This window comes from Chelativorans xinjiangensis, assembly GCF_009812055.1.
Classification (GTDB): domain Bacteria; phylum Pseudomonadota; class Alphaproteobacteria; order Rhizobiales; family Rhizobiaceae; genus Chelativorans; species Chelativorans xinjiangense.
Window position 1 is genome coordinate 87948 of record NZ_WQNH01000009.1, and the last position, 24490, is coordinate 112437.

Annotated in this window: 23 protein-coding genes and 1 pseudogene; 8 read left to right on the forward strand and 16 right to left on the reverse strand. The window is 64.0% G+C overall.

Annotated elements, in window-relative coordinates:
- Window positions 1-178: 178 nt before the first annotated feature.
- From GM910_RS27165 to GM910_RS08685, 5 genes and pseudogenes are all read left to right on the forward strand, one after another.
- Window positions 179-493: pseudogene (locus GM910_RS27165) on the forward strand (glycoside hydrolase family 15 protein); the annotation flags it as partial.
- A 154-nt stretch (window positions 494-647) separates the two neighbouring features.
- Window positions 648-1859 (forward strand): cation:proton antiporter, encoded by a 1212-nt coding sequence (locus GM910_RS08670; protein ID WP_246225918.1) that lies wholly within the window; start codon window positions 648-650, stop codon window positions 1857-1859.
- 117 nt (window positions 1860-1976) lie between these two features.
- Complete coding sequence (locus GM910_RS08675) at window positions 1977-3689, forward strand: sodium:proton antiporter (protein ID WP_246225919.1); 1713 nt, start codon at window positions 1977-1979, stop codon at window positions 3687-3689.
- Window positions 3690-4273: 584 nt separating this feature from the next.
- Window positions 4274-4618 carry a transglutaminase N-terminal domain-containing protein gene (locus tag GM910_RS08680; RefSeq protein ID WP_159587127.1) on the forward strand — a complete coding sequence of 115 codons (345 nt, stop codon included), beginning with the start codon at window positions 4274-4276 and terminating at the stop codon, window positions 4616-4618.
- 266 nt (window positions 4619-4884) lie between these two features.
- Window positions 4885-5859, forward strand: a complete 975-nt coding sequence (locus GM910_RS08685) for a lysophospholipid acyltransferase family protein (RefSeq protein WP_246225920.1) — start codon at window positions 4885-4887, stop codon at window positions 5857-5859.
- Between the two features lie 511 nt (window positions 5860-6370).
- On the opposite strand, the gene GM910_RS08690 is transcribed toward GM910_RS08685, so the two are convergent.
- A complete protein-coding gene (locus GM910_RS08690) occupies window positions 6371-7270 on the reverse strand; it encodes a LysR family transcriptional regulator (RefSeq protein WP_159587205.1) in 900 nt (299 codons plus the stop codon).
- A gap of 105 nt (window positions 7271-7375) precedes the next feature.
- Between GM910_RS08690 and GM910_RS08695 the strand changes: the two genes are divergently transcribed.
- The 3 genes from GM910_RS08695 to GM910_RS08705 all read left to right on the forward strand — a co-directional run bounded on the left by GM910_RS08695 (window position 7376) and on the right by GM910_RS08705 (window position 9640).
- A complete protein-coding gene (locus GM910_RS08695; RefSeq protein WP_159587206.1) occupies window positions 7376-8365 on the forward strand; it encodes a zinc-dependent alcohol dehydrogenase family protein in 990 nt (329 codons plus the stop codon).
- Window positions 8366-8562: 197 nt separating this feature from the next.
- Window positions 8563-8925: a cupin domain-containing protein gene (locus GM910_RS08700; RefSeq protein ID WP_159587128.1), complete on the forward strand. Its 363-nt coding sequence runs from the start codon at window positions 8563-8565 to the stop codon at window positions 8923-8925.
- A 100-nt stretch (window positions 8926-9025) separates the two neighbouring features.
- Window positions 9026-9640 (forward strand): TetR/AcrR family transcriptional regulator, encoded by a 615-nt coding sequence (locus GM910_RS08705; protein ID WP_159587129.1) that lies wholly within the window; start codon window positions 9026-9028, stop codon window positions 9638-9640.
- A gap of 302 nt (window positions 9641-9942) precedes the next feature.
- Here the strand turns inward: GM910_RS08705 and GM910_RS08710 are convergent, their stop codons facing one another.
- The 15 genes from GM910_RS08710 to GM910_RS08780 all read right to left on the reverse strand — a co-directional run bounded on the left by GM910_RS08710 (window position 9943) and on the right by GM910_RS08780 (window position 24392).
- Window positions 9943-11178: a recombinase family protein gene (locus tag GM910_RS08710; protein ID WP_159587130.1), complete on the reverse strand. Its 1236-nt coding sequence runs from the start codon at window positions 11176-11178 to the stop codon at window positions 9943-9945.
- A 538-nt stretch (window positions 11179-11716) separates the two neighbouring features.
- The gene (locus tag GM910_RS08715) at window positions 11717-12631 is read right to left on the reverse strand and encodes a LysR family transcriptional regulator (RefSeq protein ID WP_159587131.1); all 915 of its coding nucleotides are present in this window, start codon (window positions 12629-12631) and stop codon (window positions 11717-11719) included.
- A 30-nt stretch (window positions 12632-12661) separates the two neighbouring features.
- Window positions 12662-12964, reverse strand: a complete 303-nt coding sequence (locus GM910_RS08720; RefSeq protein ID WP_159587132.1) for a DUF4286 family protein — start codon at window positions 12962-12964, stop codon at window positions 12662-12664.
- 14 nt (window positions 12965-12978) lie between these two features.
- Window positions 12979-13953, reverse strand: coding sequence for a dihydrodipicolinate synthase family protein (locus tag GM910_RS08725; protein ID WP_159587133.1), 975 nt, complete (start codon window positions 13951-13953; stop codon window positions 12979-12981).
- Window positions 13950-14876, reverse strand: coding sequence for a dihydrodipicolinate synthase family protein (locus tag GM910_RS08730; protein WP_159587134.1), 927 nt, complete (start codon window positions 14874-14876; stop codon window positions 13950-13952). The genes GM910_RS08725 and GM910_RS08730 overlap by 4 nt, the downstream gene beginning before the upstream one ends.
- A gap of 1 nt (window position 14877) precedes the next feature.
- Entirely contained in the window at window positions 14878-15309 is a 432-nt protein-coding gene (locus tag GM910_RS08735) for a MaoC family dehydratase (protein WP_159587135.1), read from the reverse strand.
- A gap of 12 nt (window positions 15310-15321) precedes the next feature.
- Window positions 15322-15726 (reverse strand): hotdog family protein, encoded by a 405-nt coding sequence (locus GM910_RS08740; RefSeq protein ID WP_159587136.1) that lies wholly within the window; start codon window positions 15724-15726, stop codon window positions 15322-15324.
- Window positions 15727-15736: 10 nt separating this feature from the next.
- Window positions 15737-16897, reverse strand: a complete 1161-nt coding sequence (locus GM910_RS08745; protein ID WP_159587137.1) for an acyl-CoA dehydrogenase family protein — start codon at window positions 16895-16897, stop codon at window positions 15737-15739.
- Complete coding sequence (locus GM910_RS08750) at window positions 16894-18129, reverse strand: CaiB/BaiF CoA transferase family protein (protein WP_159587138.1); 1236 nt, start codon at window positions 18127-18129, stop codon at window positions 16894-16896. Before GM910_RS08750 ends, GM910_RS08745 begins: the two co-directional genes overlap by 4 nt.
- Before the next feature lie 118 nt (window positions 18130-18247).
- The gene (gene hydA, locus GM910_RS08755) at window positions 18248-19654 is read right to left on the reverse strand and encodes a dihydropyrimidinase (protein WP_159587139.1); all 1407 of its coding nucleotides are present in this window, start codon (window positions 19652-19654) and stop codon (window positions 18248-18250) included.
- 32 nt (window positions 19655-19686) lie between these two features.
- Window positions 19687-20730, reverse strand: coding sequence for a DUF6282 family protein (locus GM910_RS08760; protein ID WP_159587140.1), 1044 nt, complete (start codon window positions 20728-20730; stop codon window positions 19687-19689).
- Between the two features lie 10 nt (window positions 20731-20740).
- Window positions 20741-21715 (reverse strand): TRAP transporter substrate-binding protein, encoded by a 975-nt coding sequence (locus GM910_RS08765; RefSeq protein ID WP_159587141.1) that lies wholly within the window; start codon window positions 21713-21715, stop codon window positions 20741-20743.
- Between the two features lie 51 nt (window positions 21716-21766).
- Window positions 21767-23047, reverse strand: a complete 1281-nt coding sequence (locus GM910_RS08770) for a TRAP transporter large permease (protein WP_159587142.1) — start codon at window positions 23045-23047, stop codon at window positions 21767-21769.
- A complete protein-coding gene (locus GM910_RS08775; RefSeq protein WP_159587143.1) occupies window positions 23044-23574 on the reverse strand; it encodes a TRAP transporter small permease in 531 nt (176 codons plus the stop codon). Before GM910_RS08775 ends, GM910_RS08770 begins: the two co-directional genes overlap by 4 nt.
- A 401-nt stretch (window positions 23575-23975) precedes the next feature.
- Complete coding sequence (locus GM910_RS08780) at window positions 23976-24392, reverse strand: DUF3830 family protein (protein WP_159587144.1); 417 nt, start codon at window positions 24390-24392, stop codon at window positions 23976-23978.
- Between the last annotated feature and the right edge of the window lie 98 nt (window positions 24393-24490).

Here is a 24490-nt window from a genome sequence, read left to right on the forward strand (position 1 = left end):
GCATAATGGTGCACTTTGCCTAACCGACAGCGATCTCGCGCAAAGCTGCCATTGTGCAATACACAGGCAGCATTTCAAAAGCACGCCAAGAGCGTCTACCATCGCACCGCCTTGGATTGCGGGACATCTAATCATCCGTATGTTTGCGAAAAAGAGCTTTCATGTAGAATGGTCAGTCAGCTTCTGGCTTGTCGACGCGCTGAGGATGATGGGCCGGCTGGATGAGGCGGAGGCGCTATTCGAGCATTTGCTGTCGCTGCGGAACGACCTCGGGTTGCTTCCGGAAGAGTACGATTCCGGCGCGCGAAGGCAGCTCGGCAATTTCCCGCAGGCGTTCAGCCATGTCGGTCTTGTGAACGCGGCCAACAATTTGATCTCGGCTCGGGGCCCGGCGGAGCAGCGGGCGGACCGGACTGGTCCTGGTGGACACGCGTCCGACGACGCGGGACAGGAGCCAAGAAAGGTGGAACAAGGCCCCAGGCTCCGCTCCTGAAGCGGAAGCCGGGGTACGGCGCCATCCAGTTCGATGGTGCCGCAATCGGGTCATACCCGCACACGCGGATAGCGCAACCCGACTTCATTCCTTCCCGCTCGATGGAGTCTCACCCCTGGTACTATCCGCCTTCGATCTGATCGCGATCCTCCTGGTGCTCACGGCCACCTTCGGCTGGATCAATCATCGTCTCATCGGATTGCCGCACACAATCGGCGTGCTCGCGATGAGTCTTGTCGCCTCTCTCGTGCTGATCGGGATCGAACTCGCCGTCCCTGACATCGCGCTCTATGAAGATCTCACCGGGCTGGTGCGGCGGGTCGATTTTCAGGACGCGGTCCTCGACGGTATGCTGGCCTTTCTCTTGTTCGCCGGGGCGCTTCATGTGGATCTCGCGATCCTCCGCCGGCGAGCATGGGCCGTCGGTTCGATGGCGACCATCGGGGTGATGATCTCGACGGTGATCGTGAGCGTCGGGTTCTGGTTCGCAGCTGGCGCGATCGGCGCGAACGTATCTTTCGCTTGGGCCTTGGTCTTCGGCGCGCTCATCAGCCTGACTGATCCGGTCGCGGTGCTCTCCACGCTGAAGGAGGTTCAAGTACCCGAGACCCTGGAGATCGACATGGCCGGCGAGTCTCTCTTCAACGATGGCGTGGGCGTGGTGGTCTTCACCGTGCTGCTGGCGGCGGCCGTTGGAGAAGGAGGCGGCGGTCTCAGTGCTCTCCAAATTGGGGAGATGTTCTTTGTCGAGGCGCTCGGAGGCGCTGCCCTTGGCATTGGCGCAGGGTTCGTTTCCTACAGAGCCATGCGAGCGATCGACGATTATCCGGTCGAAGTCCTCATCTCGCTCGCGCTCGTCGCGGGCACCTACACGCTCGCAACCAAGGTCCACATGAGCGGCCCGATCGCGGTCGTCGTCGCCGGATTGCTGATCGGCGGCCGCGGTCCGCGTGATGCGCTGAGTGAGGAAACGCAGAGATATCTTTTCGGATTCTGGACGCTCATCGACGAGGTGCTCAACTCGGTGCTATTTCTCCTCATCGGGCTTGAGGTCCTGGTAATACGATTCAGCCCAGATTTTGCCTGGTTGGCTCTGATCGCGGTCCCGCTGGTCCTCTGCGGACGCTTTTTCGCCGTGGTGGTTCCGGTTTCGGCGCTGAGGGCGACCCATTCCTTCGTTCATGGCACCATCCCAGTTCTGACGTGGGGTGGATTGCGAGGCGGGATATCCATCGCGTTGGCGCTTTCGATCCCGGAAGTAGCGGAAAAATCGGTGATCCTCGCCGCCACCTACGCTGTGGTTCTCTTCACCATCATTGTTCAGGGTCTGAGTCTGCGGGCTCTGGTCAAACATGTCGTCAGGTGAGAGGGGCTTGAGTACCATCATGGCATCCGAGGCACGGAGAACGCCCTGACCGACCTTGTCACCGGCTATCAACCCTATCTTGCCCTTGGGCTGCTGCTGATCCTGTTTGCGGGATTCGTGTATGGGCGCTTCGCGCCAGACGTGACCGCCGCCGGGGCCGCGGCGCTGTTTGTGGTCTTCGGCCTGGTGCCCACCGAAGAGGTTCTGGCGGCGTTCGCGAATCCGGCGCCCATCACGATTGCGGCAATGTTCATAATCAGCGGTGCGCTGGTCCGGACCGGGCTACTCGATGCGCTCGCGAACCGCGTCGTCGCCGCAGCGAGCCATAGACCGGGCGTGGGTACAGCCGTGTTCCTGTTGGCGACGCTGCTGGCGTCTGCCCTGATGAACAACACGCCGGTTGTGCTCGTCCTGATCCCGGTGGCGATCCGTCTGGCGCAGAGCCTCAATCTTGCGGCGACGCGTCTGCTGATTCCGCTTTCCTACATGGCGGTTCTGGGTGGAACCTGCACGTTGATCGGAACCTCGACGAACCTGCTTGTGGACGGCGTGGCCCGCGAGACCGGGATGGAGCCATTCTCAATTCTCGAGATCACTCCGGTGGGCCTGATTGCCGCGGCCACGGGAGGGTTAGCCCTGCTGATCCTGGGCCCGCTGTTGTTGCCCGACCGGAGGGATCAGGCTGACCCGGGAGATGAGGGAGAAGCGACCTTCCTGACGGAGCTGCGTCCGCGGGAGGGGTACGGAGGTCTCGGCACGCCCATCGGCCAGATCGACGACCTGAACCGCCGGGGAGTGGAGATCGTCGGCATCCGCACGCGATCGAGTGTCATACGGGAGGGCGTGAACAAACACGTGCTCGAGCTAGGCGACAGGATCATCGCCATGGTGACGACGTCCGAACTTCTGACCTTCAGGAACCTCCGAGGCCTGGATATCGGACTGCGTCAGGGACCGGTTGCCGAGGATGCCTCGAATCTGACGGTTGCCGAGGCCATCGTGACTCTCTCGCGCCGAAGCCGGGGCCTGCGTATTGCCCAGCTTGCGATGGGTCACCGCTACGGAATGCGCGTGCTTGGCGCCCACCACCATGGCGAGAGTCTCGGCCCCGACCTGTCGACCGCACTCCTGCGCCCGGCAGACAAGTTGCTGCTGGAAGGAACGCCCGAAGGCTTCGCCCGCCTGACCGAGGCGGGCGATCTTGCTGCGATCACACAAGCAGGGGGTCGTGCTTTCCGTCGACGCAAGGCGCCGCTCGCTCTGCTTGCGCTTATCGCGGTTGTCGGGCTCGCCGCCGTCGGCCTTGCCGAGATCAGCGTGCTCGCCCTGATCGCGGTCGCCTCAATTCTCGTGCTTCGGTGCATAGACAATGACGAAGCGTGGGCCTCGATCGACGCTGGTGTCCTGGTGCTCATCTTCTCCATGCTGATCGTTGGGACGGGATTGCAGCACTCGGGGGCCGTCGCCCTCATCGTCGAGGCGATGGCGCCGGCGCTGGAGGGGCTACCACCGCTTATGGCGCTGGCCGCGGTGTATGTGCTGGCGTCGGTGCTGACCGAAGCGGTCACCAACAATGCCGTGGCGGTCGTGGTGACGCCGCTCGCCATCGGCCTCGCCGCTCAGCTCGGGGTCGACCCGCGCCCATTCGTGGTGGCGGTGATGTTCGGCGCGAGCGTGAGCTTCGCGACCCCGATCGGCTACCAGACCAACACGCTGGTGTATGGCGCCGGAAACTACAGGTTCACCGACTTTGTGAAGATCGGGCTGCCGATGAACGTGATCGTCGGCGTGGCCGCGGTCCTGTCGATCCCTGTATTCTTCCCCTTATAATTCGGCTCGGAGGCTTTTCGCCGGCGATAATCCCGTTGATCAACGCCGTCGCGGCGCGATCCATCTCTCTGTCAGCGTCGGCACCGGCGGCGATGGCGGCGTTCTCGTGCGTCGCGGCGGCGTCCTTGAGAACACCCACGATTTCGCTCTCGGGAAGAAGTCTGCGGTCGTTCAGCGCAAGGAAGACCGGCCGGCAGATCGATCGGGACGCAACCGACGTGCCTCTGACGCAAGCCTTCAAGCCGCCCGCGCTGACCGGTTTAAGGTCTGGACAGAGAAGACCGCATAGATTGCAACGATGATTCCCGGCGCTCCATAGGAAAACCTCTGCTGAGTACCTACATCATTTCGGTGTGCAGATGGCTGCAGACACCCATAGGAGCTATGCCATGTCGTTTGCTTGAAAACGAGCAGCAGGCCACGCCAATGAAGTCTGTGCCTCCCACGGGCTCTAAAGCAGAGGCGGAGATGAAAGCACCGGCTTCTGGACCGCCTGGCGTACGCAGCGCCGGCCGGTACAGGCGGCTTGCGGCGGCGATGAAGCGATCTGAACTGGCGGGGATCACTCGGACCGGAATTTCCGCGTGCAACTGCTGACCACGTTCCACAGGGCGGTCTATTCCTATCGCTACCCGGTCTCGCTCGGCCCGCATCGGCTGATGCTGCGCCCGCGCGAAACCCGTGACCTCAGGCTCGTCTCGCACGAGATCGACCTCACGCCGGGGGCCGAGATCGCGTGGTCGGAGGACGTGGCGGGCAACGCAATCGCGTCCGTAACGTTTCGCTCCCAGACTGATCGTTTGACGATCAATCATAGCCCTGCTGCGCAAGCCTGTTCCACTAGCGTTCCGACGCCATCTATCCGGGCGGCACTCACGCTGACAGAACAGACTTGCGACCTCATGCAGCGCCACGGTACCGCGATTTAGAACAACCACTGGCTCCACACCTCCCGCGAACGCTAGATAGGGTGCATAATCAAGCTAGGTGATCTTGATCGGGACCCTAACACCGTGCCCTCCGTCTCTCTCGGGAAGCAACGACCAACGTCCCGCCGAAGAAGAAACGAAGCACGCGAAGAGAAAGGCTGGCTTGAGCTGTCGACCCGCATCGCGCCACTGCCAAACTCGCCCATTGGCACCGGCAGGCCAAACCCAGGAGGATGGCGCAAATGACCCAAGAGCTACGCGAAAGAATGGCGCGCGCCATCGCGGCCGCGATGTTCAGATCGCAAGGCGGCACGGAGGATGACCAGAAAGAGCCTGTCATGGCGGACAGGCGTCTAGCCGCGGAAAGCGCCGCCGATGCCGCCCTCTCGGTCATCGAAGCCGGCGATGATCTCGGCAATGGACTGGTCGCGGTTGACGCGGCCAACAGGGAGCGCCCACCGGTGAGGAAGGAAGCCCTCTCGATCGGTATCGGCCGAAGCGCCGCGCATAGCTCCTGGTGGGAGAATGCTGCTCGAAGTATCCGGTCCCGACTTTTCGATCTGCTGTTGGCCGTGTGGACCGGATTGTTCGGCCTCGCCGTTCCCATTCTGACGCTGTTGCGCGCGCGCGATCACACGATCAGGATGGTCACGCGGTATTGGGCTCGCGGCGTGCTCTTCGGCTTGAAGCACGTCGTGGGCCTCGATCACGTCGAACACGGACGTGAAGCCCTCCCCGACGAACCATCCCTGATCGTCTGCAACCATCAATCAACGTGGGAGACAATCGCCTTCCTCCTTCTCGTTCCCGACGTGGCGATCATTGCAAAGGACGAGCTCATCCGGATTCCGGTCTTCGGCTGGTATCTGAGGCGATCCCCCATGATCGTCATCGATCGAGAGGAGGGCATGCGCGCGCTGAAGACCATGGTTGATGAAAGTCGAGCAGCCCTGGCACAGGGCCGTTCGGTTCTTGTCTTTCCGGAAGGCACGCGCGGCAGCGGCAAGGACGAATTGGCCTTCAAGCGCGGCGTGGGGATGCTCTACTCCAGGCTGAACGTTTCCGTGGTGCCCGTTGCGGTGAACTCTGGCAGGTTCTGGGGCTGCAATCAGCCGTTCAAGCGGCCGGGGACGATAATCGTCTCGTACCGTCCTCCGATCCCCCCAGGTCTCTCGGCCAAGGAGTTCATCAGAGCCGCCGAAGCTTCGGTCGAACCTGGACGGGAGGGCCCTGAACGGTGATCGTGGACTGGCACGCGATCTTAGCGCGCAATGCGGCCGGCCGGTGTGACCGGCAAAGCCGGCTCCGCAGATATCAGGCACCTTGGGTGAAAGCGCCCTCCAATCCTCCCCGTGTCGCGCCAGAATGGCACTGACGATACTCCCAACCCAGAGAAGGTTTGACGATAGTCGCGTTCCCTCCGCCGTTTGCCGCACAAACTGATCCATTATCTCTCTGATTATTAAACATGATAGTCGGGCGTTTTGCGGTGCGATCAAAACTGCGGTTCACGCACCCCACCGGGCGGAATAGCTTCCGCCGGGTATAACCGCCGATCATACGCCACAGCCCGCCTCTCTCAGCCACCGTGGCTGGGGCATGACAGCTTGACGCCAAGGCGTTATTCAGGTGCGTGACCGGATTGGGGCCGGAACCGGACGGTCCGTCATCGGAACGAAATAGCGATAAGCGGCCGTTCAGCTGACGGACCCTGAGCCATTCTAGCCTCTTCGGGTCGAAGGCCGCCCTTTTTCATGTCATGTGCTTGGGCAATGCTGCCGCCAGCGCGTCGATGGAGAGACGGGTCTTCAACGGCAGGTGAGGGGTCTCCAGCCAAAGCGCATAGGCGTTGTAAAGAAATCCTGGCTCATCGGGCAGGAGCTCGACCAGTGCGCCAGCCAGAATGCGTTCGCGAACCAACCAATAGGGCAGCCAAGCCAGTCCGATGCCAGTGGTTATGGCATCTGCGATGGCGTCGAGGTCATCAAGCCGCAACCGGTTGGGCGGCGTGACCGCCACGTCAGGCTGGCCGCTGCGCGGAAACAGCCACGGCGGAACTGGGCCCGACCGGCGGTAGACGACGGCTTGGTGCCTGCTCAAATCCTCGATCTGCCGCGGCCGGCCGTGCCTCTCGATATAATCCGGCGATGCACAGACCACCATGCGCTGGTTCGCGATGCGGCGCGCAATCACCCCGGCCTTGTCCTGCAGACTGCCGGTCCGGATGGCGAGATCGTAGCTACCTTCTGCAAGGTCGACGATACTGTCATTGAACGACAGATCGAGCTCCAATGCAGGATATTGCTGCGCGAGGTCCAGCAGCACGGGGGCAACGCAGCGCCGGCCGAAGTGCACGGGCATCGTGACACGCAGCTTCCCGCGCGGCTCGGCAAGCTGGTCCGCCGCAAGGGCATCGGCCGCTTCGGCTTCGGCCAGCACCACCCGGCAGCGTTCGTAGTAGGCACGCCCGAGCTCCGTCAGGCTCTGGCGGCGGGTGGTGCGGTTGATGAGGCGCACGCCCAGACGGTCTTCGAGAAACCGGATGTGCTTGCCGACCATCGGTCCCGACAAATCGAGCGCCATTGCGGCAGCCGCGAACGATCCCAGGTCGGCGGCCTTGACGAACACGGCCATGCTGGTCAGGCGATCCATGATTAAAAACCTTTGGTTCCGACTGCGCTGCTCTTGCAGCTCTTTATCCGCGTTTTGCGCCTTGGCATAGCTCATTCAGTTCAAACGTTTTGGAGTTGTAGCCGGATGGCACGCGTTGTTCGCATTCACGAGCATGGTGGTCCCGAAGTTCTGCGCATCGAGCATGTTGATGTTCCGCCGCCCGGTCGGGGAGAGATCCAGATCCGTGTAAAGGCGCTGGGCCTCAACCGCGCGGAGGTTCTTCTGCGCAAGGGCACCTACATCGAGACCCCGACGCTGCCGTCCGGTCTCGGCCTTGAGGCTGCCGGCCGCGTCGAAGCGATCGGCGAGGGGGTGGATGGTTTTGCGCCGGGCGACGCCGTCAGCGTTGTACCGCCGGTATCGATGGTCCGCTGGCCGGCCTACGGCGAAATCGCTACGTTTCCCGCCGAACTGGTCGTCAAGCACCCGCCGTCGCTTGGTTGGGAGGCAGCGGCGGCCGTTTGGATGCCGTTTCTCACTGCTTACGGTGCACTGGTCGACCTCGCCAAGCTTCGCAGCGAGGATTTCGTTGTCATCACTGCGGCATCAAGCAGTGTCGGTCTCGCTGCAATCCAGATCGCCAATATGGTTGGCGCAACTCCCATCGCGGTCACGCGGACATCTGCCAAGAAAGGGGCCTTGCTCGAAGCCCGCGCGGCCCATGTCATCGCCTCCGACGAGGAGGATCTGAAATCCCGGCTGAAGGATATCGCCGGGCCGGAGGGTGTAAAGGTCGTGTTCGATCCTATAGGCGGCCCGATCTTCGAGCCATTGACGGCCGCGATGTCACGGGGCGGCATACTCATCGAATATGGCGGATTGAGCCCCGAGGAAACGCCATTCCCGCTATTCGCCGTCTTGAGCAAAACACTGACGCTGCGCGGCTACCTCGTCCATGAGGTCGTCGGCGATCCGGCGCGGCTGGAGGCGGCCAAGGCATTCATCCTCGAAGGCCTGGAGGTAGGCGCTCTTAAGCCCGTCATCGCCAAAATCTTCGCGTTCGACCGGATCGTCGAGGCGCATCGCTTTTTGGAATCGAATGAACAATTCGGCAAAATCGTCGTGACGGTTTGACCGATCCTACGCACTTCGGTTCGCAAGGGCCGAGTGCGGTCCGCCCGGTTCCGGTACGCATTCTTCGGCAAGCTGCGAGCGCGTATTGACGCACGCCCACTCCCATGTCACTCTGCGAATAGACCGACCGGTCTAATAGTGCGTGAATAGCCGCAATCGACGCCAATTCGTCATTAGGTAGCAGAGAGGATGATGTCATGACAGCAATTGAGACTCGCCGCTTCGATAAACCCGACGACCTGCTCGATATGAAAGAATGCGGCGGTATCGCCATCGTCAATATGGGGACCGGAGCGACCGGCATGCACGCGGTGTTCGAACCGGGCTGGACCTGGGAAAAGAACGAAAAGCCCCTGCTCGGCAATCCGGATTCATGCCCGATGCACCACACCGGTTATTGCATCGCCGGCACCCTCGTCGTTCGCATGCTCGATACCGGAGCGAGCACGAGGATTACACCCGGTGATTTTTTTGAGATCCCGCCAGGCCACGACGCGCATGTCGAAGGGGATAACCGAGTGGAACTGATCCTCTTCGCGCCGCCCGAACACCAGCACTGACCGGCGGTACCGCTGGTGCTATGCATGCGTGAGAACCTTGACCTTCGGCGCCCGAAGACCGACCTTTTGTGTCGAAGGATGATGGACTGGATATTTCTTGATGAGTGATTCCACCAAGGAACGCATGCTCAAGGCGGGATTAAGCATGCTTCTGCGCCACGGCTACAACGACCTCGGCATCCAGGCGGTGCTCAAGGAAACGGGTACGCCCAAGGGGTCGTTCTATCACCACTTCGCCAGCAAGGAAGATTTTGCCCTGCAGGTGGTCGAGCGCTACATGGTCGAGGTCCACGATGGCCTCGATCAAACGCTCGGCGACCGTTCCCTTCCGCCGCTCGACCGTGTTCGCAAATTCTTCGAGTCGACGCGCGACAAGTATCACGACGATGGCTATCTCGGATGCATGCTCGGCGGGCTCGGCCAGGAGCTTTCGGGCGTTAGCCCCGTCTTCCAGGAAAAGATCGAGGAGTGCCTGAGCGCTATCGCCAGCCGCATCGCTGACTGCATGGAGCAGGCGCAAGCCAGGGGTGACCTGCCGCCGGACGCAGATCCGCGCCACATGGCTAACCTTGTGGTCAATTGCTGGGAGGGCGCCGCCCTGCGCAGTCGCCTGTGGCGGGATCCGGCGCCGCTCAACGCGATGCTCGACTTCTATTTCTCGGCCGTTGCTGCGGTACCGAAATCCCGATCCGATCCCGCCGCGGCACAGCATTGAAAAAAGAGCCAACGCGGTGGGGCCAGCCGCTTGTCGGCCCAAATACAGCAGAGCGAGAAGCGTCAGCATTCTGCCGGGGTCGAACCAAAAACCGACCGCATACGGGCAAAAGCAAAGCCGCCCTCTACGGCCGACTTGGGGCGCACAGCTGCCGTTCACCCCGCAACAGGTGAGTCGGCTTCAAGGTCGAAGTGCGCCACTGCGTCGCGAATTCCGACTACCGATAAATCGTCATCTGCTGCGAACAAATCAGGGCGCGCTGCTTCCGGCAAGTTGAATCTCGGCGGCCAAACTACTCCAAATCAGGCTACGTTGATCTGTTCAATTTCGAGTGAAAACACCGGTTCTTGCTGTCGGGGGGAACGGCGGTAGCGGACCTCCGCTACCACCTTTCCCCACACTCCTTTCACTCCGTTCGGGTACGCTTTTTCACCCAGGAGCGCGGTTAGACGGCCAGAGATTTCGATCTCGATACCTCCCTTTCGAGACGGGTCTCGAAACACTGTGACCGTCTCCACCAGATCTCGCATTGCTTCAGCGGATTCCGTGTCACCTGCCCGGATACCTTGCGACAATGCTTCTTGTAGACGAGTAAGTTGCTGCTCATATCGAGCCAGCATCGCAGGATGCAGAGCGACGACTTCAGTGGGCGGAGGGACCTTATCAAGCTCCGCTTCAATCCCCTTTCGCTCTTCATGCAATGCCGTCGAGCGTGGCCCCAGTACGGCGGGATCCCCCAAGCCCTTTGCGATAGCGTCGACCAGACGGTCAATTTCTCGAGTGAGTTCGCCCAGGCGCCGCTCGAGACGTATGCGGTTCGCGTCGGCTTCGGCTGCGAGGCGCTTTCGTTCCTCATAGAGCTCGTTCTGAAGGATCCCAGTCCCGCGCTGCGCGTTGCCGTTAATCGTAGATGCGTTCCATGCCCGGCCTCTCGGCGGCGCTATCCGCTCTCGATTCAGCCAGTGTGCGATATCGCGGGGCGTGCTGCCCGCCACATAGTCGTGAAATATCTGCCGAACGATTTCGGCTTCGGTTTCAACGATCTTTCTTCTTCCGGGATCACCTGGAACGGCAGCGTAGCCATATGTCAGACCACCGGCGTTGAGGCCTTGGCCCACACGGCCAGACTGACCCCGGCGCACCTTATGCGCATTATCTTCACGGTAGAGCTGACCAACCAATCCACGCAGGCCAACTACCACAGTGTTGATCAGGCCTTCGTGCACGGCTCGTATTTCGATGCCCAGAAACGTGAGCCTCTTATGAATGCCCGCCAGGTCCTCCATATCTCGGGACAGCCGATCGAGTGCCTCTACGACAAGCACGTCAAAGCCATGCTCGCGCGCTCGATCCAGAAGATGCAGCAACCCGTCACGTCCCAGTACCGACCCGCCCGATCGAGCGCGGTCCTCGAATACTGCAACTACGTTCAGGTTTTCCCGCTCAGCGTATTTTCGGCAAAGGGCAACCTGGTCCTCGATCGATCTCTCATCTTGCAGATCGGTCGAGAACCGAGCGTAGATCGCGGCGCTTTTCATGGCAGGCCTTCCGGGCTTGTTCACGCGCGTGATCTTCTCGCGCTGCTTGGCGTGCGAGGGCGCGTGCAAGCCGCAGGATCACCTCATTTGGCGGCTTCCGCAAGAGTCTTGGGTCGCGCCTTGCAGCCATTTCAAGCCGAAGCCATCCGAGCAATTTACCCGGTGGATGGCTTATGAACTCTCGCGGCGGACGGCCCTGCGGCAACGCGCACGCAAATCCGCAGGGACCACTCATCCGGAACGATGCAAATGTGTACCCGCAGGCGGCTGATGATTTCGCGTCCAAACAGCATCGCCTGCATGGTGGCGATCTGCAGCAACAAGAAAAGCTCGGCATAAGGCGATGCGCGCCATGACCTGCAAAAGCCTGTTATTGGGATTGGAGGCCTGCCCCAATCAAACTACTGCCAATGCTCCGCTCCGACCCAGCCAATCTGCGTGAATTTGGGGTCGAATAGGTTCAAATCGAGGGCTCGCAACGACCGATACCGACACTCGCTATCCATATCGGTGTGAGATCGCCCATGCCCTACGCGGATCAGGAATGATTGTGCTTCTGTAGTTCCTCGATCCGCCGTATCGCCTCCTTGCGGAAGATCGAGATGAACTCGTTAGTGTGCCGCGACGGCACCCGTTGCTTCGGCAGGATCGCCGACAGGTGCAGCCGCACACGCGGCTGGAACGGTCGGATTGCGAGGTCCGAGTAACGTCCGGTCGACACCGTCATCTCATCGAGCAACGCCGAGCCCCAGCCCTCCTGCACGAGCCGCGCCGCCACGTTGAGGAAGCGGACCTCGACGGAGGGGGAGTAGGGGGTAGACGCCTTGGCGAAGGCCTCCGCGATGAGCACGCCGATGCTGTTGCTCGTGTGCGGTGCGATCAGCGTCTGGTCGCGAAGGTCGGCCGGCGTGACGAAAGGTAATGTCGCCAGCGGACTGCCGGGCTGGCATACGCACGCGGTCGTCAGTTCCGCGATCGGCCGCAGGGTGATGCCATGCTGGTCGTGCGCCTCCATGCCGAAGCCGACATCGGCGAGACCCATCTCGACGGCATCGAGCACGCTGGTCAGCGGCCTCGTGTCGAGCGAGAGATAGACCGACGGATGCGCTGTGAGGAACTTCCTGATCACGCTCGGAAGAATCGATTCCGAGAGCTCCGCGGTCGAGGCGACACGGATACGGCCGATCCGGCCCGCGCGCAGATCGGCGGCACGCTGGTTGACCGCCTGCTGGTGCATGAACAGGGGCTCGGATTCCTCAAGCAGAATCTTCGCCTCCTCGGTCGGGACGAGCCGGTTGCTGACACGCTCGAAAAGCCTGAACCCGAGTTGGGATTCCATGTGCTTGATGGCGTTGCTGACGGCCGACTGCGACATCGACAACTCCTCAGCCGCTGCGATGGTCGTGCGGAAGCGCATCACCGCGCTGAAAATCTCAAGCTGCCTGAGGTTCATGCCGGTTCTTGTAGCGCTATCGCGCCGGCCCTAGTCTGGCGACGCCGGGAGCGCGAGGGGTGAGAGGCGCAGTCGCTTGAAATTCGAGACATGGCTTTCAAAAGGTCCGAAACCCTTGATGGCATGAAATTCCGGCGTCTCATAGGCGTCCGAGCCGGTGATCTCGTAGACGGCAGCATATTTCGGCCCGCCCTCTACACAGACGTGGCGTTGCGCCGAGAGCCATCCCGGACAGGCGAGTATCTCGGGGATATGCACCGTCTCGTACCACTCGTTGAACGCGTCTTCGACCGCGGGGTCGACATCGACAAGGACAATGTGGAACTGCGACATCAGCTCGCCGGTCCCTATGCAAAAGCACCGGCGGCGATGAGCGCGTTGTGCAACTGCCCGATCTCCTCGTCCGACAGCGCGGCGATCGGGGAACGGGACGTCGCGGCGCCAAGCCGACCGAGCAGAACGAGGCACGTCTTTAGCCTCAAGGTCGCCAGGTGCCCCGGCACGCCGTACACGACGCGCGCCAGATCATAGAGCCTGTCATGGATCGCCCTTGCCTCGGCCAGATCGCCGCCCGCCACCGCCCGGTCGAGCGCGACAATCAGTTCCGGAACGACCGTTGCGAGGCTGACCAGGCTGCCCTCGCTGCCAATTGCGAAGCAAGCGAACAGATGTTCGTCGCCCGACGCCATCACGCCGACATCCGGGCGCAGACGCTTCGTCAGCCTACGGGTTAAGTCATAGGCCGCCGTCTCCCAGCTTCCCTCCTTGATGCCGATGACGCTCTCGATCTCGAGCAGGCCGGCGAGCGTGCGCGCCGAGAATGCCGTCTTGCCCGCGCCGACCGCGCCCTGGAACAGAAACAGCGGCAGGCCCGAGGCGCGCGCCACCGCCCGGTGATGCTCCTGGATCACGCGCTCGTCGGCGCCGAGCGCCCAAGAGAAGGGCGGAAACACCATGACGGCGTCGGCGCCGGCGCGCGCCGCATCCTGCGCCAGAACCGCGGCGCGGTCGGTCCGCTCCACGTTGATGCCGGCAACGATCCGTCGCGTTCCCGCGACCGCGCGGGCCACACGCACGACCAGCGCGAGCTCGTCGCGGTCGAGCGCGGCGTTCTCGCCGGCATGGCCGTTGACGAGCAGCCCCGCCATGCCGTCGGTGCCGACGACATCGCCGAGATGGCGGGCGAGCATTTCCTCGTCGATGCAGCCGTCGGGGCGCATCGGACAGACCGTGGAGGCATAGACGCCGCCAAACGGGTGCGGTGCAGCGGACGCACGGGGGGCAGGCCTCTCGCCTGCAATTACGGAGTTGCGCAGGTTCATCGTCTTAGCCCGCTTTCCTCGATCGCCGCCCGGACCAGGGTCTCGGCCTCCGCCGATGCCGGTATCAGCGGCAGGCGCGGCCGCGCATTGGCGATCACGCCCAGCGCCTTCAGGCCGACCTTGATACGCGTGTGCATGTCGATGATCGGCGCGGGACCGTAGATCGCCCGCACCGCCGGATGGAGCCTGTCGCTGGCCTTGCGCATGGCGGCGAGGTCGAACGCCTCCGCCGCCGTCCAGAGATCGGCGAGCCAGTGTGGGGTGAGGCTCGCCAGGCCGGACAGCAGCCCGTCCGCGCCGACTGCGAGCTGCGGCAGAAACCAGTCGTAGTTGGAGGGCAGCATCGCCACGTCCGGCGCGGCAGCCCTGAGCGCCCGGAAATTCTCCTCATAGGCGAGCATCATGTTGCTGCCCTCCTTGACCGCGATGACGCGCGGCAGCGCGGCGATGGCCGCGAGCACGCGCGTCGAATAGCCGAAACCCGAAGCGAGCGGGAACTGGAAGACCGAAGCCGGAATATTGACCGCCGCGGTCACCGCCTCGAAGAACGCGCGCGGTGCATCGGTCGCCGCCGCGCCGCCGCCGAGCGCAGCCGGCGGAAAGACCACGTAGCAGTCAGCGCCGGCCGCCTGCGCAGCCCTGGCCTGCGCGATCGCGTCGTCGACGCCGTGCGGAATCACCCCGGCGAGCAGCGGCTTGTCCTTCCCGATGAGTGCCCTCGTGCGGCGGATCACCTCGGACCGCTCCGCCTCGGAGAGCGACGTCGCCTCGCCGGCATGGCCGTTGACGAAGATGGCCGTCGCGGACCCGGAGCAGTAGGCGATGAGGTTCTCGTAGCCGCGCCAATCGATCGCGCCTGCGTCGTCGAAGGGAAGCACGGTCGCGACGGTGACGCCGCGCAGGTCGGAGGATGTCAGTGTCATGTCATTGAACTCTTGGTCGTGGATATTTGAGGGTGGCGCGCGCCTTGAGCACCTCCCTGCCCTCTTCGTTGACGGCCGAGGCTTCCCAGATGAGTGTGCGAGTCTCCTCGTCGCGCTCGGCGATCCAGACATGGATCGCGATGGTGTCGCCGTAGAAGACGGGGCCGGTGAACCAGAACCGGTCCTCGATCGAGACGCCGAGCACGCCGGCGAGCTCGGCCGTCAGCACGCTCGTGCACAGGCCTGCGACCATGATGCCGGGTGCGAGGCGGCGGCCGAACCGCGTACCGGCGGCATAGGCCTCGTCGATGTGCACCGGCCCGAAATCGCCCGTCGCGGCGATGTAGAGCGCGCCGTCGGCCTCGGTCACGGTCTTGGTCACGACCGCCCTGTCGCCGACGTTCAGGTCGCTGAAGGGGATGACGTCATACATCGCCCGACCTCCTCAGACCGGCTCCAGCCGCGCCTCGCCGGCCGTATAGGCGGCGCCGTCGGCGGTCATCGACAGCGCGCAGACGAAGCTCGCGCCCTGCCGCCCCGACACGGTCGCCGTCGCCTCGATGTTCGCGCCGACGGGGATCGCCCGGTCGAAGGCGAGGCTGACGGCGCCGATGCGGAAGCCGGGCCCGGCCAGCCGCGCCAGGCAGGTGGACAGGAGAGACGAGGCGGCCATCTCGAAGACGGCCATGTCAGCGAGCCCCGCCGCGCAGGCCCAGGTGCGGTCGACATAGAGGCCGCCCAGATTGCCGCTGATGCCGGTAAACATCGCCTGTTCGGCGACCGTCATCGTCTTGCGGAAGGTGACGCGGGCGCCGACCTTCGGCCCTTCGGATGGTGTCGCTGACGTCATGATTTCGTCCTCACAGCGACAGGCCGTTGCGGATCACGCCGCGCGCGACCAGCATGCGGTGGATCTCGGAGGTCCCGTCATAGATGCGCGTCACGCGCGCGTCGCGGTAGATGCGTTCCAGCGGCAGTTCCTTGGTGAAGCCGTAGCCGCCGAAGACCTGGATGCCGCGGTCGGCGACGCGTCCGAGCGTCTCGGAGGCATGTACCTTGATCATCGACACCTTGTTGCGCGGGTCGAGCCCGGCGTCGATGTCGGCCGCGCAGTCGAGCACCATGCTGCGCGTGGCATAGATCTCGATCGCGGAGTCGGCGATCATCTGCTGGATCATCTGGTAGTCGCCGATCGGCTGGCCGAACTGGCGGCGCGTAGCGGCGTGCTGGCGCATCATCTCCAGCACGCGCTGGGCCATGCCGGCGCAGCGGGCCCCTATATGGGCGAGCCGGATCGCCGAGACGCTCTGCATGATCAGCTTGAAGCCCTGGCCGACCTCGCCCAGCACCGCGTCACGGGGTATGCGGCAATCCTGGAAGACGAGTTCGGCATGGCCGTAACCCCGATGGCCCATCATCGGCTGCGTGCGGGCGACCGAGAAGCCGGGCGTGTCCCGGTCGACGAGGAAAAGCGTGATGCCGCCGCGCGCGCGCTTTTCGGCGTCGGTCAGGGCCATGACGATGACGTAGTCGGCGATGTCGCCGTCGCTGATGAAGTGCTTGCTGCCGTCGAGCACGAAGTGGTCGCCGTCGAGGCGCGCCGTGGTGGAGATCGAAGCGGCGTCGGAACCGGCGCCAGGCTCGGTGATGGCCATGGCGCAGATCAGGTCGCCGGCGACCGTGGGCTTCAGGTAACGCTCGCGCTGGGCGGGATCGCAGGCCATCAGCATCGGATAGACTTGGCCGAAGATGCGCCGGATCAGCGCGTCGGAAGTCTGGCCGAGCTGTTCCTCGACCAGGCACATGTCGCGAGCGCCGAGACCGCCGCCGCCGACCTCGGCCGGCATGTTGAGAGCGTAGAGGCCGAGTGCGATCGCCTCCTGCTTGAGCGCCGCCAGCTTCTCCGGCGGGATACGGCCGAGCGCCTCGACCTCCATCTCCAGCGGTTGGACCTTGTCGCGGACGAAGCGGCGGACCGTCTCGACCACCATGCGGCATTCGTCGGTCGTCATCTGGGTCATCGGGCAACAGCCTCCCGTCGCGTCATGGTTTCGGCAGCCGCCTCCGGCGGTAGGCCGATCGCGCCTGCTGCCGCGAGCCGCGTGATCTCTTCGCCGGAGAATCCGGCCTCCGCGAACACCTCGCGCGTCTGCGCGCCAAGCGGCTGCGGCACGCGCGAGATGTCGGGCGCCGCGCCGTCGTAGCGGACGGGGTGGGCGACCAGCGTCACCGGCGCGCCGGTCGCGCCCTCGACGGTGCGGAACACCTGGAGATGACGAAGCTGGGGATTGTCCGGGAGCGCGTCGTAGTCCTCGACCGGCGCGTTCCAGATGCCGCCGGCGTCGAGACGTGCGGCAGCCTCGGCGGTGCTCTGGCCAGCGAGCGCCTCGCCGACGAGGCGGTTAACCTCCTCGCGGCGGGAGAGACCGTCGCCCGCGGACATCGGCAGGAGCGCCTCGACACCGAGAGCCTTGCCGAGATCGGCCGGCGTCGCCATCGACACGGCGATGTGGCCGTCGGAGGTGGCATGGATGCCGTAGCCGCCGGCGCTGAACCAGCCGGCCACGCCGCCCGGACCGCGCGGCGAGGAATGCGGTGCGCCGTTCATCCAGGCCGTGATCGGCTCGCCCTGGAGGTCGATCGCCGCCTGGAGCAGGTTCGCCTCGACGCGGCCGCCCTTGCCCGTCCGTTCACGCCGGTAGAGCGCGGTGACGATCCCGATGACCAGAAGCGCCGCCGTGTGGTGATCGATGACGACGGAACCGACCGCGACCGGGGGCCCCTCGGCCCTGCCGGTATGCGCGGCGAGGCCGGACATCGCCTGCAGCAGAAGGTCCTGTCCCGGCCGCGCGGCATACGGACCGTCGGACCCGTAGCCCGTCGCCGCCGCATAGATCAGGCGCGGATGCTCTTTGAGCAGAGCGTCCGGATCGAAGCCCAGCCGGGCCATGGTGCCGGGCCTGAAATTCTCCATCACCACGTCGGCCGAGGCGATGAGACGGCGCACCGCCGCCCTGGCGTCGGGATGTTTGAGGTCCACGGCGACGCTGCGCTTGTTGCGCCCCGTCGAGAGGAAGTTGACGCTCTGCCCGTCGACATAGTGGCCGGCAACCGCCCAATTGCGCTGGAAGGCGCCTTCGAGCGGTTCGATCGCGATGACGTCGGCACCAAGATCGCCGAGGATCTGCGCCGCGGCGGGACCGGCGAGGAAGTGGTTGAAGCTGAGAACCCTGACGTCTCTGAGCGCGTCCATCGCTGATGTCCCTATTTCGACCGACCTTAACAAGCGGTCCGGAGCGGCATAAGTATCGAGACTTATGATGTTTCAGGCCTGATGTATTTGCTGTATGAATAGTCTCGAGAAGCCGGCGTCAGTTCGCGTAACTGCCGACCTCCCGCTGCAGGATGCCGCCATGGCCCTTCGCGCCGACGATGCGTCCTTCCTCCATCACGACCTCGCCGCGCACCAGCGTCATCACCGGCCAGCCGGTGACCTCGAACCCCTCCCAGGGCGTGTAGTCGGCGCCGTGATGCAGGATCTCCTGGCGGATCGTCTCCTTGCGATTCGGATCCCACAGCGCGATGTCGGCGTCGAAGCCAATGCCGATCGAGCCCTTGCGCGGGTAGAGCCCGTATATCTTTGCATGATTGGTGGCAGAGAGTTCCACGAAGCGCTGCAGCGAGATGCGGCCCTTGGAGACGCCTTCGGAGAACAGGACGGGCAATCGCGTCTCGACGCCCGGAATGCCGTTCGGCACCCAGCGGAACGAGGACCGCGCCTTCGGGTTCAGCTTGCCGTCAGCCGCCTCGTAGCGGAACGGGCAGTGATCCGAGGAAAAGGTCTGGAAGACGCCCTGGACGATGCCCTCCCAGATAGCCTTCTGGCTCTCGGCGTCGCGCGGCGGCGGCGAGCAGACATATTTGGCGCCTTCCATGTCGAGACCCTTCAGATCGTCGGCGGTCAGCGTGATGTATTGCGGGCAGGTCTCGGCCAGCACCTTGAGCCCGCGCCGCTGCGCCCAGCGGATCTGCTCCATTGCCTCGCGCCCGGAGACGTGGACGATCATCATGGGCAGGTCGACCAGTTCGGCGTGGCTGATGGCGCGGTGCGCCGCCTCGCGCTCGACGATCTCAGGCCGCGACAGCGCATGCCCGTAGGGTTCGGTGCGGCCCGACCGTTCCAGCCTCTCGGTCATGAAGCGTATCGCGTCGTATCCCTCGCAATGGACCATGACGAGCGCCCTCTCGCGGCGGGCGAGGTCGAACACCTCGAGGAGCTGGCGGTCGTCGAGGACGAGATCGTCATAGGTCATGAAGACCTTGAACGAGGTGTAGCCGTCCTTCACCAGCGCCGGCAGTTCCTGCCCGAGCACTGCAGGCGTCGGGTCCGAAACGATCAGGTGGAAAGACGCGTCCACATGGCACTCTCCTTCGGCCTTGGTCCGGTAAGCCTCGACCGCTCCGCGCAGCGACTGGCCGCGCTGCTGGAGCGCAAACGGCATGACCAGCGTGTTGCCGCCCGCCGCGGCCGCCGCCGTCGCCGAGGCAAAATCGTCTGCCATGACGATGCCCGGCCCGGACGGCTGGGCGATATGGACATGGCTGTCGATGCCCCCCGGCATGACGAGTAGCCCCCTGGCGTCGATCTCCCGCGCCGCCCCCTTCACCTCGTCGGCAATGAGGCAGATGCGGCCGTCGGCGATCCCGACATCGGCCCGGAAAGTGTCGCTGGCGGTGACGACGGTGCCGCCGCGGATAGCGAGGTCGATCTTGCTCATGGTTTCTGTTCCCCTGCCGGACATGGCATCTCTCAAACGTGGTTGTCTTCGTCCGGCGCTGCCGGAGCGCTACGCACCTTGAAAAGCCGCGCCGGATTGTCCGCGGACATGGCCCGCAGTTCGTGACCGAAGAAGCCGCAGCTCTCGAACATGACTAGGAACTCGCGGAACGCTTCCACCGGTGGCGGCAGCACGACCGCCCCACTGTCACTGGACAGGATGACGTTCCCGACCCCTACGGACCGGACGATCGAGAGCGCGCGGGAGAAATCGGCGCGCGCGAAGCGATGCCGTTCGGCGTCGATCATCGTCTGCGGGATGTCGGTGGCGTGGGTGAAAACGAAGAAGGAATATTCGAGCAGACAGCCGGCCCCGACAATCGCAGTCGCTTCGTCCGGCGACAGATAACCGGCTGGCGCGAGCAAACGACGACAGCCCCGCCTGGCCGCCTGTTCCGCGACCTTGACCGCCTCAGGTCCCGAAATGTGCCCCAGGTTGAAGACGACATCCGCCTCGACACAGAGATCAATGATCTCGGGTAGCGGATCGGGCAGTTCGCCGGCTTCGGGGATGGCGAGGCAGGTGTCGACATAGGCGGGGCTGCGCCTTTCCGAGCAGGCGACGAAGGCGGTGTGGTGGCAGGGCAGAGAGACAAAGCGCGCGCCGCCGTCCCCATAGCCCATACCGAGCGCCGTCCTCACCGATCGTGGCGACAAACCTCCGGCATAGGGCTCGAGGATGATGCCGCCGAACACATCGACGCCGAGCCGCCCCAGTTCCCGGTTGGCGAGCGCCGCCAGGCCGGAAGTGTTGGCGAAGACGTCCATCAGGCCGAGCCCGCGCAGGCCCGCCCGGGCGGCCTGCCTGACGGCTTCGAACACGCTCACGGTGCGGCGGTTGATGTGCGGACAACAATGGACGTGGCTGTCCACCGCGCCGGCGAGGAGGTCCATGCCGGGAACGCCGGATGCAGCCTGAGGCTCCGAGTCCGTCGTGGGTTGATGGATCATGACCATGCGGCTGAGCTGGAAATCGAGAGTGCCGGCGCCGGGCGGTGCGACCCGGTGCCGTCGCACCGAGCTGTCTTCACTCGCCTTTTGCCAACGCCTCGAACAGCTTACGCTGGGATTCAGTCTCGAGGAACTTCTCGTAGAGCGGCTTCGAGGCCTCCTTGAATGCCGCAAGCTCCGGTTGGACGATATTGACGCCCTTGCCCTTCAGCTCGGCCAGAAGCGGTTGCTCCTGCTCAATCACGTACTGGCGCTGCCAGACCGCCGATTCCTGGCCTGCCTCGAGCAGCGCCGTCTGCACGTCCTCAGGCATACTCTCGAACTTGGACGTACTCATGGCGACATGCGCCGTCAGGTTGAGCCAGCCGACCAGCGAGAAATGGCTGGCGACCTCGTAGAAGCGCTGGGCGTTGTAGTCGGAGGTGGCGCCTTCGGCGCCGTCGACCACGCCGGTCTGCAGCGCGCCGTAGAGTTCGGCATAGGCCATCGGGGTCGGATTGGCGCCATAGGCCCGGAAAGCCTCGACATGCATCGGCTGCTGCATGGTGCGGATCTTCAGGTTGGCGAGGTCGCCGATCGAGGCGATGTCCTTCTTGGTCATCAGGTGGCGGATGCCCGAGGAATAGGTGCCAATGAGCTGGAAGCCGGAGGCTTTGGCCGCCTCCTGCATCAGCGGCTTGGCCGGTCCCTCCAGCGCGTCGCTGAGGACGGCGATGTTCTCGAACATGAACGGCATGTCGAGCACGCGGAAGTCGTTGACGAAGTTGCTCAGGATCGAATTCGACGTCATCGACATCTCCACTGTGCCGAGCACCACCCCCTCGACGAGCTGGCCCTCGTCGCCTAGTTGGCCGTTCGGGAAGATCTCGATCGTCGCCTTGCCGCCGGTCTTGGCTTCCAGCAGCTCGCGCAGCTTCTGCAGCCCCATGTCCTGGATCGCGTCGGTCTTGTTGGTGTGGCCGACTTTGATCGTGATCTCGGCGGCCTGCGCGGCCGGCGCCGGCGACAGCGCAAGCAGCGAAAGGAGTGCAGCCTTCACAAGCGTTTTCATCGGAGTTCCCCTTTTTTGAAGTTGATTGAGACCGACCGCATGGATTGCGACCTACCGAAAGAACAGGCGCGGCAGCGTCAGCACGACCGCCGGCACATAGGCGGCGAGAAGCAGCACCACGACCATCGGCGCGAGCGGTATCCAGACTCGCCGCACCACCTGGTCGACGCTGCGACCCGAAACCATCGCCGAGACGTAAAGGCAGATGCCGTAGGGTGGCGTGATCAGACCGACCGACAGGTTGAGCGCCGTCATCACTCCGAACTGGACCGGGTCGATGCCGTAGCCGATGGCGATCGGCATCAGCACCGGCATGAGGATCAGGATCGCCGAGATGCTCTCCATGAACATGCCGATGACGAGCAGCAGCAGGTTGACCATGAGTAGGAAGACGACGGGCGATTCCGTCGTCGTCCTGAACCACTGGTCGAGCATCTGCGGCGCGCCGAGCGCCGAGATAATCCACGAGAACAGGCTTGCCGTGCCGACGATGGCCAGTACCGCGGCCGACAGGCTGACTGATTTCAGCAGAAGCGGCGGCAGGTCACCGAAGCCGATCTCGCGGTAGACGAAGACCGAGACAAGCACGGTGACGATGAGAGCGATGCAGGCGGCTTCCGTCGCCGTGAAGACGCCCCCGACGATGCCGCCGACGATGATAACCGGCAGCGTCAGCGCCGGCAGCGCGGCGATGAAGGCGCTGCCCAGGCGCGGCAGCGAGAACGGCTCGCTGTCGCGATAGGCGACACCCCCGCGCTTGGCGAACGCGAAGCAGGTGAGGGCAAGCGCGACCGCGATGAGCAGGCCGGGCAGAATGCCGCCCATGAACATGGCGCCGATCGACTGGTTGGTGGTGATGGCGATCACCACCATGATGATGCTGGGCGGGATGATCGGCGCGAGCGAACCCGAGGCGGCGATGATCGCGGCCGAGAGATCGATGTCGTAGCCGCGCTTCTTCATCTCCGGCGTCAGGATCGACCCGACGGCCGCCGTGTCGGCCGAGCCGGACCCGGAGATCGCCGCGAGCCCCGTGCCGGTGACGATGGCCACCAGGAACAGGCTGCCGGTGATCCAGCCGACCAAGGCGGCGGCGAGGTCGATGAACCTGCGCGCGATGCCGCCCGCCGCCATGATCACCCCTGCCGCGACGAAGAACGGGATCGCCATCAGTGGGAAGGAGTTGGCGCCGCCGAACACCCGTTGGGCGACGATGGTCAGCGGCGCGTCCGTCAGCAAGATGACTGCGAGCAGGGCCGCCACGCCAAGCGCGAAGACGATCGGCATGCCGGAAAAGATGAGCAGCAGGAAGCCGCCGAACGCGATGCTCATTCGGAGACTCCTTCTTCGACGGTGGAAGGCCGGTTCGGATCGCGGATCTCCGGCAGCACCGCGATCGCGAACTCGAGCAGGAAGTAGCTCATGCCGACCGGCAGAGCGAAATAGGGCACAGCCATCGGGATCTGCAGCGCCGCGGACTTCAGCATGAAGCCGATGCCGATCAGGCTGAAGCTGCCGACGATGACGACGATCAGGAACCAGACGCCGAGCAGGAAGGAGGCCGAGCGCGCGAGTTGGCGTACCAGCGGCGGGCAGCGGGCAATGAGGAAGTCGACGCCGACATGGTGGCGATTGCGCATCGCGATACCCGCCCCCAGCATGACCAGCCAGACTTGGGCGAAGATCGCCGCCTCCTCCGACCAGGAGATCGAATAGTTGAAGACGTAGCGGCCGAGGATCTGGAACAGGATGAGGAACGTCATCACGCAGAGCAGGACGATGGCGACGAAGTCGACCACACCGCGGACGATGCCGAGGACGGCCTGTGAAATCCCGACCAGTCGCAGCCAGATCGGCATGTCACCTCCTCCGGTCACTCGTGTCGCACTGGTGCTTTCCGCCATGGATCGCTCCCTGCTGGACCCTTCGGGCCCGAATTCGACAGCCGCGCACAAACGCGCGGCGGCACCCGCTTGCGCCCCACCTGAACCTTGAAGTCCTTGCCCCATTGTCGACGCTGCCTCTTCGGCCTTGATCGCGTCGCTCGCCGGTCTCTTTTCTGTTCGCCGGCTTTCTTCTTCGTGTTCCTGGGTGGACTGTAGCAGCCACCTGCTTCACCGCCACTACCTGTCGCTATGATATTCTACGGCAGGAGTATTCGAGAGATCGATAGAAGTGCCGCGCATGCGACCGTGCGCAACGGCGTTGCGCATGGCATCGAGGCCGCATTCGCGCACGGTGCATATGCCACGTTTGCCGGTCATTCGACTTCCTCGAAGGTGATCGGCTGCGCACCTTTCCACAGCACCATGGTGCCGAGTTCGCGTAGCTTGTCCTGGCCCGACGTCAACGTGATGAAATGGTTGCCGGCGAGTTGTCCCATCTTCGAGGAGAAATCCACGCCGCCATAGGCGAGAAGGATTTCGGTTTCGCTGATGCCTCCGGGATAGAGGATGATCTGGCCGGGCGCCGGATGGCTGGTATGGTTCTCGTAGCCGACGCCGAAGTCGCGCTCGCCGAGCGGGATCCATATCCCCTCCCCGCTCCAGCGCACATGCACGATCTGGCCCGCGAACGGCATCGCCTTGCGGAATGCGGCCACGGTCTTGGGCGCATCCTCGGCCTCGAAGCGCGCGTCGAAGCGATAGGGGCCGGCGGTGACGATCAGCTTGGACATGTCATGCGTTCCATCGGGTTGGGCTGGCCGGCGCGGCTACGCGCGCCGGACCTTCAGGTGGCGGTGCAGGAAAGGGTCCGGGCGGATCGGCCGCCCGG

What these genes read in the sequence shown, in the direction of transcription:
- GM910_RS08685 (WP_246225920.1), top strand. Translation starts at nt 4,885, where the DNA reads ATGGCGCGCGCCATCGCGGCCGCGATGTTCAGATCGCAAGGCGGCACG.
- GM910_RS08690 (WP_159587205.1), bottom strand. Translation starts at nt 7,270, where the DNA reads ATGGATCGCCTGACCAGCATGGCCGTGTTCGTCAAGGCCGCCGACCTG.
- GM910_RS08695 (WP_159587206.1), top strand. Translation starts at nt 7,376, where the DNA reads ATGGCACGCGTTGTTCGCATTCACGAGCATGGTGGTCCCGAAGTTCTG.
- GM910_RS08700 (WP_159587128.1), top strand. Translation starts at nt 8,563, where the DNA reads ATGACAGCAATTGAGACTCGCCGCTTCGATAAACCCGACGACCTGCTC.
- GM910_RS08705 (WP_159587129.1), top strand. Translation starts at nt 9,026, where the DNA reads ATGAGTGATTCCACCAAGGAACGCATGCTCAAGGCGGGATTAAGCATG.
- GM910_RS08710 (WP_159587130.1), bottom strand. Translation starts at nt 11,178, where the DNA reads ATGAAAAGCGCCGCGATCTACGCTCGGTTCTCGACCGATCTGCAAGAT.
- GM910_RS08715 (WP_159587131.1), bottom strand. Translation starts at nt 12,631, where the DNA reads ATGAACCTCAGGCAGCTTGAGATTTTCAGCGCGGTGATGCGCTTCCGC.
- GM910_RS08720 (WP_159587132.1), bottom strand. Translation starts at nt 12,964, where the DNA reads ATGTCGCAGTTCCACATTGTCCTTGTCGATGTCGACCCCGCGGTCGAA.
- GM910_RS08725 (WP_159587133.1), bottom strand. Translation starts at nt 13,953, where the DNA reads ATGAACCTGCGCAACTCCGTAATTGCAGGCGAGAGGCCTGCCCCCCGT.
- GM910_RS08730 (WP_159587134.1), bottom strand. Translation starts at nt 14,876, where the DNA reads ATGACACTGACATCCTCCGACCTGCGCGGCGTCACCGTCGCGACCGTG.
- GM910_RS08735 (WP_159587135.1), bottom strand. Translation starts at nt 15,309, where the DNA reads ATGTATGACGTCATCCCCTTCAGCGACCTGAACGTCGGCGACAGGGCG.
- GM910_RS08740 (WP_159587136.1), bottom strand. Translation starts at nt 15,726, where the DNA reads ATGACGTCAGCGACACCATCCGAAGGGCCGAAGGTCGGCGCCCGCGTC.
- GM910_RS08745 (WP_159587137.1), bottom strand. Translation starts at nt 16,897, where the DNA reads ATGACCCAGATGACGACCGACGAATGCCGCATGGTGGTCGAGACGGTC.
- GM910_RS08750 (WP_159587138.1), bottom strand. Translation starts at nt 18,129, where the DNA reads ATGGACGCGCTCAGAGACGTCAGGGTTCTCAGCTTCAACCACTTCCTC.
- hydA (WP_159587139.1), bottom strand. Translation starts at nt 19,654, where the DNA reads ATGAGCAAGATCGACCTCGCTATCCGCGGCGGCACCGTCGTCACCGCC.
- GM910_RS08765 (WP_159587141.1), bottom strand. Translation starts at nt 21,715, where the DNA reads ATGAAAACGCTTGTGAAGGCTGCACTCCTTTCGCTGCTTGCGCTGTCG.
- GM910_RS08770 (WP_159587142.1), bottom strand. Translation starts at nt 23,047, where the DNA reads ATGAGCATCGCGTTCGGCGGCTTCCTGCTGCTCATCTTTTCCGGCATG.
- GM910_RS08775 (WP_159587143.1), bottom strand. Translation starts at nt 23,574, where the DNA reads ATGCCGATCTGGCTGCGACTGGTCGGGATTTCACAGGCCGTCCTCGGC.
- GM910_RS08780 (WP_159587144.1), bottom strand. Translation starts at nt 24,392, where the DNA reads ATGTCCAAGCTGATCGTCACCGCCGGCCCCTATCGCTTCGACGCGCGC.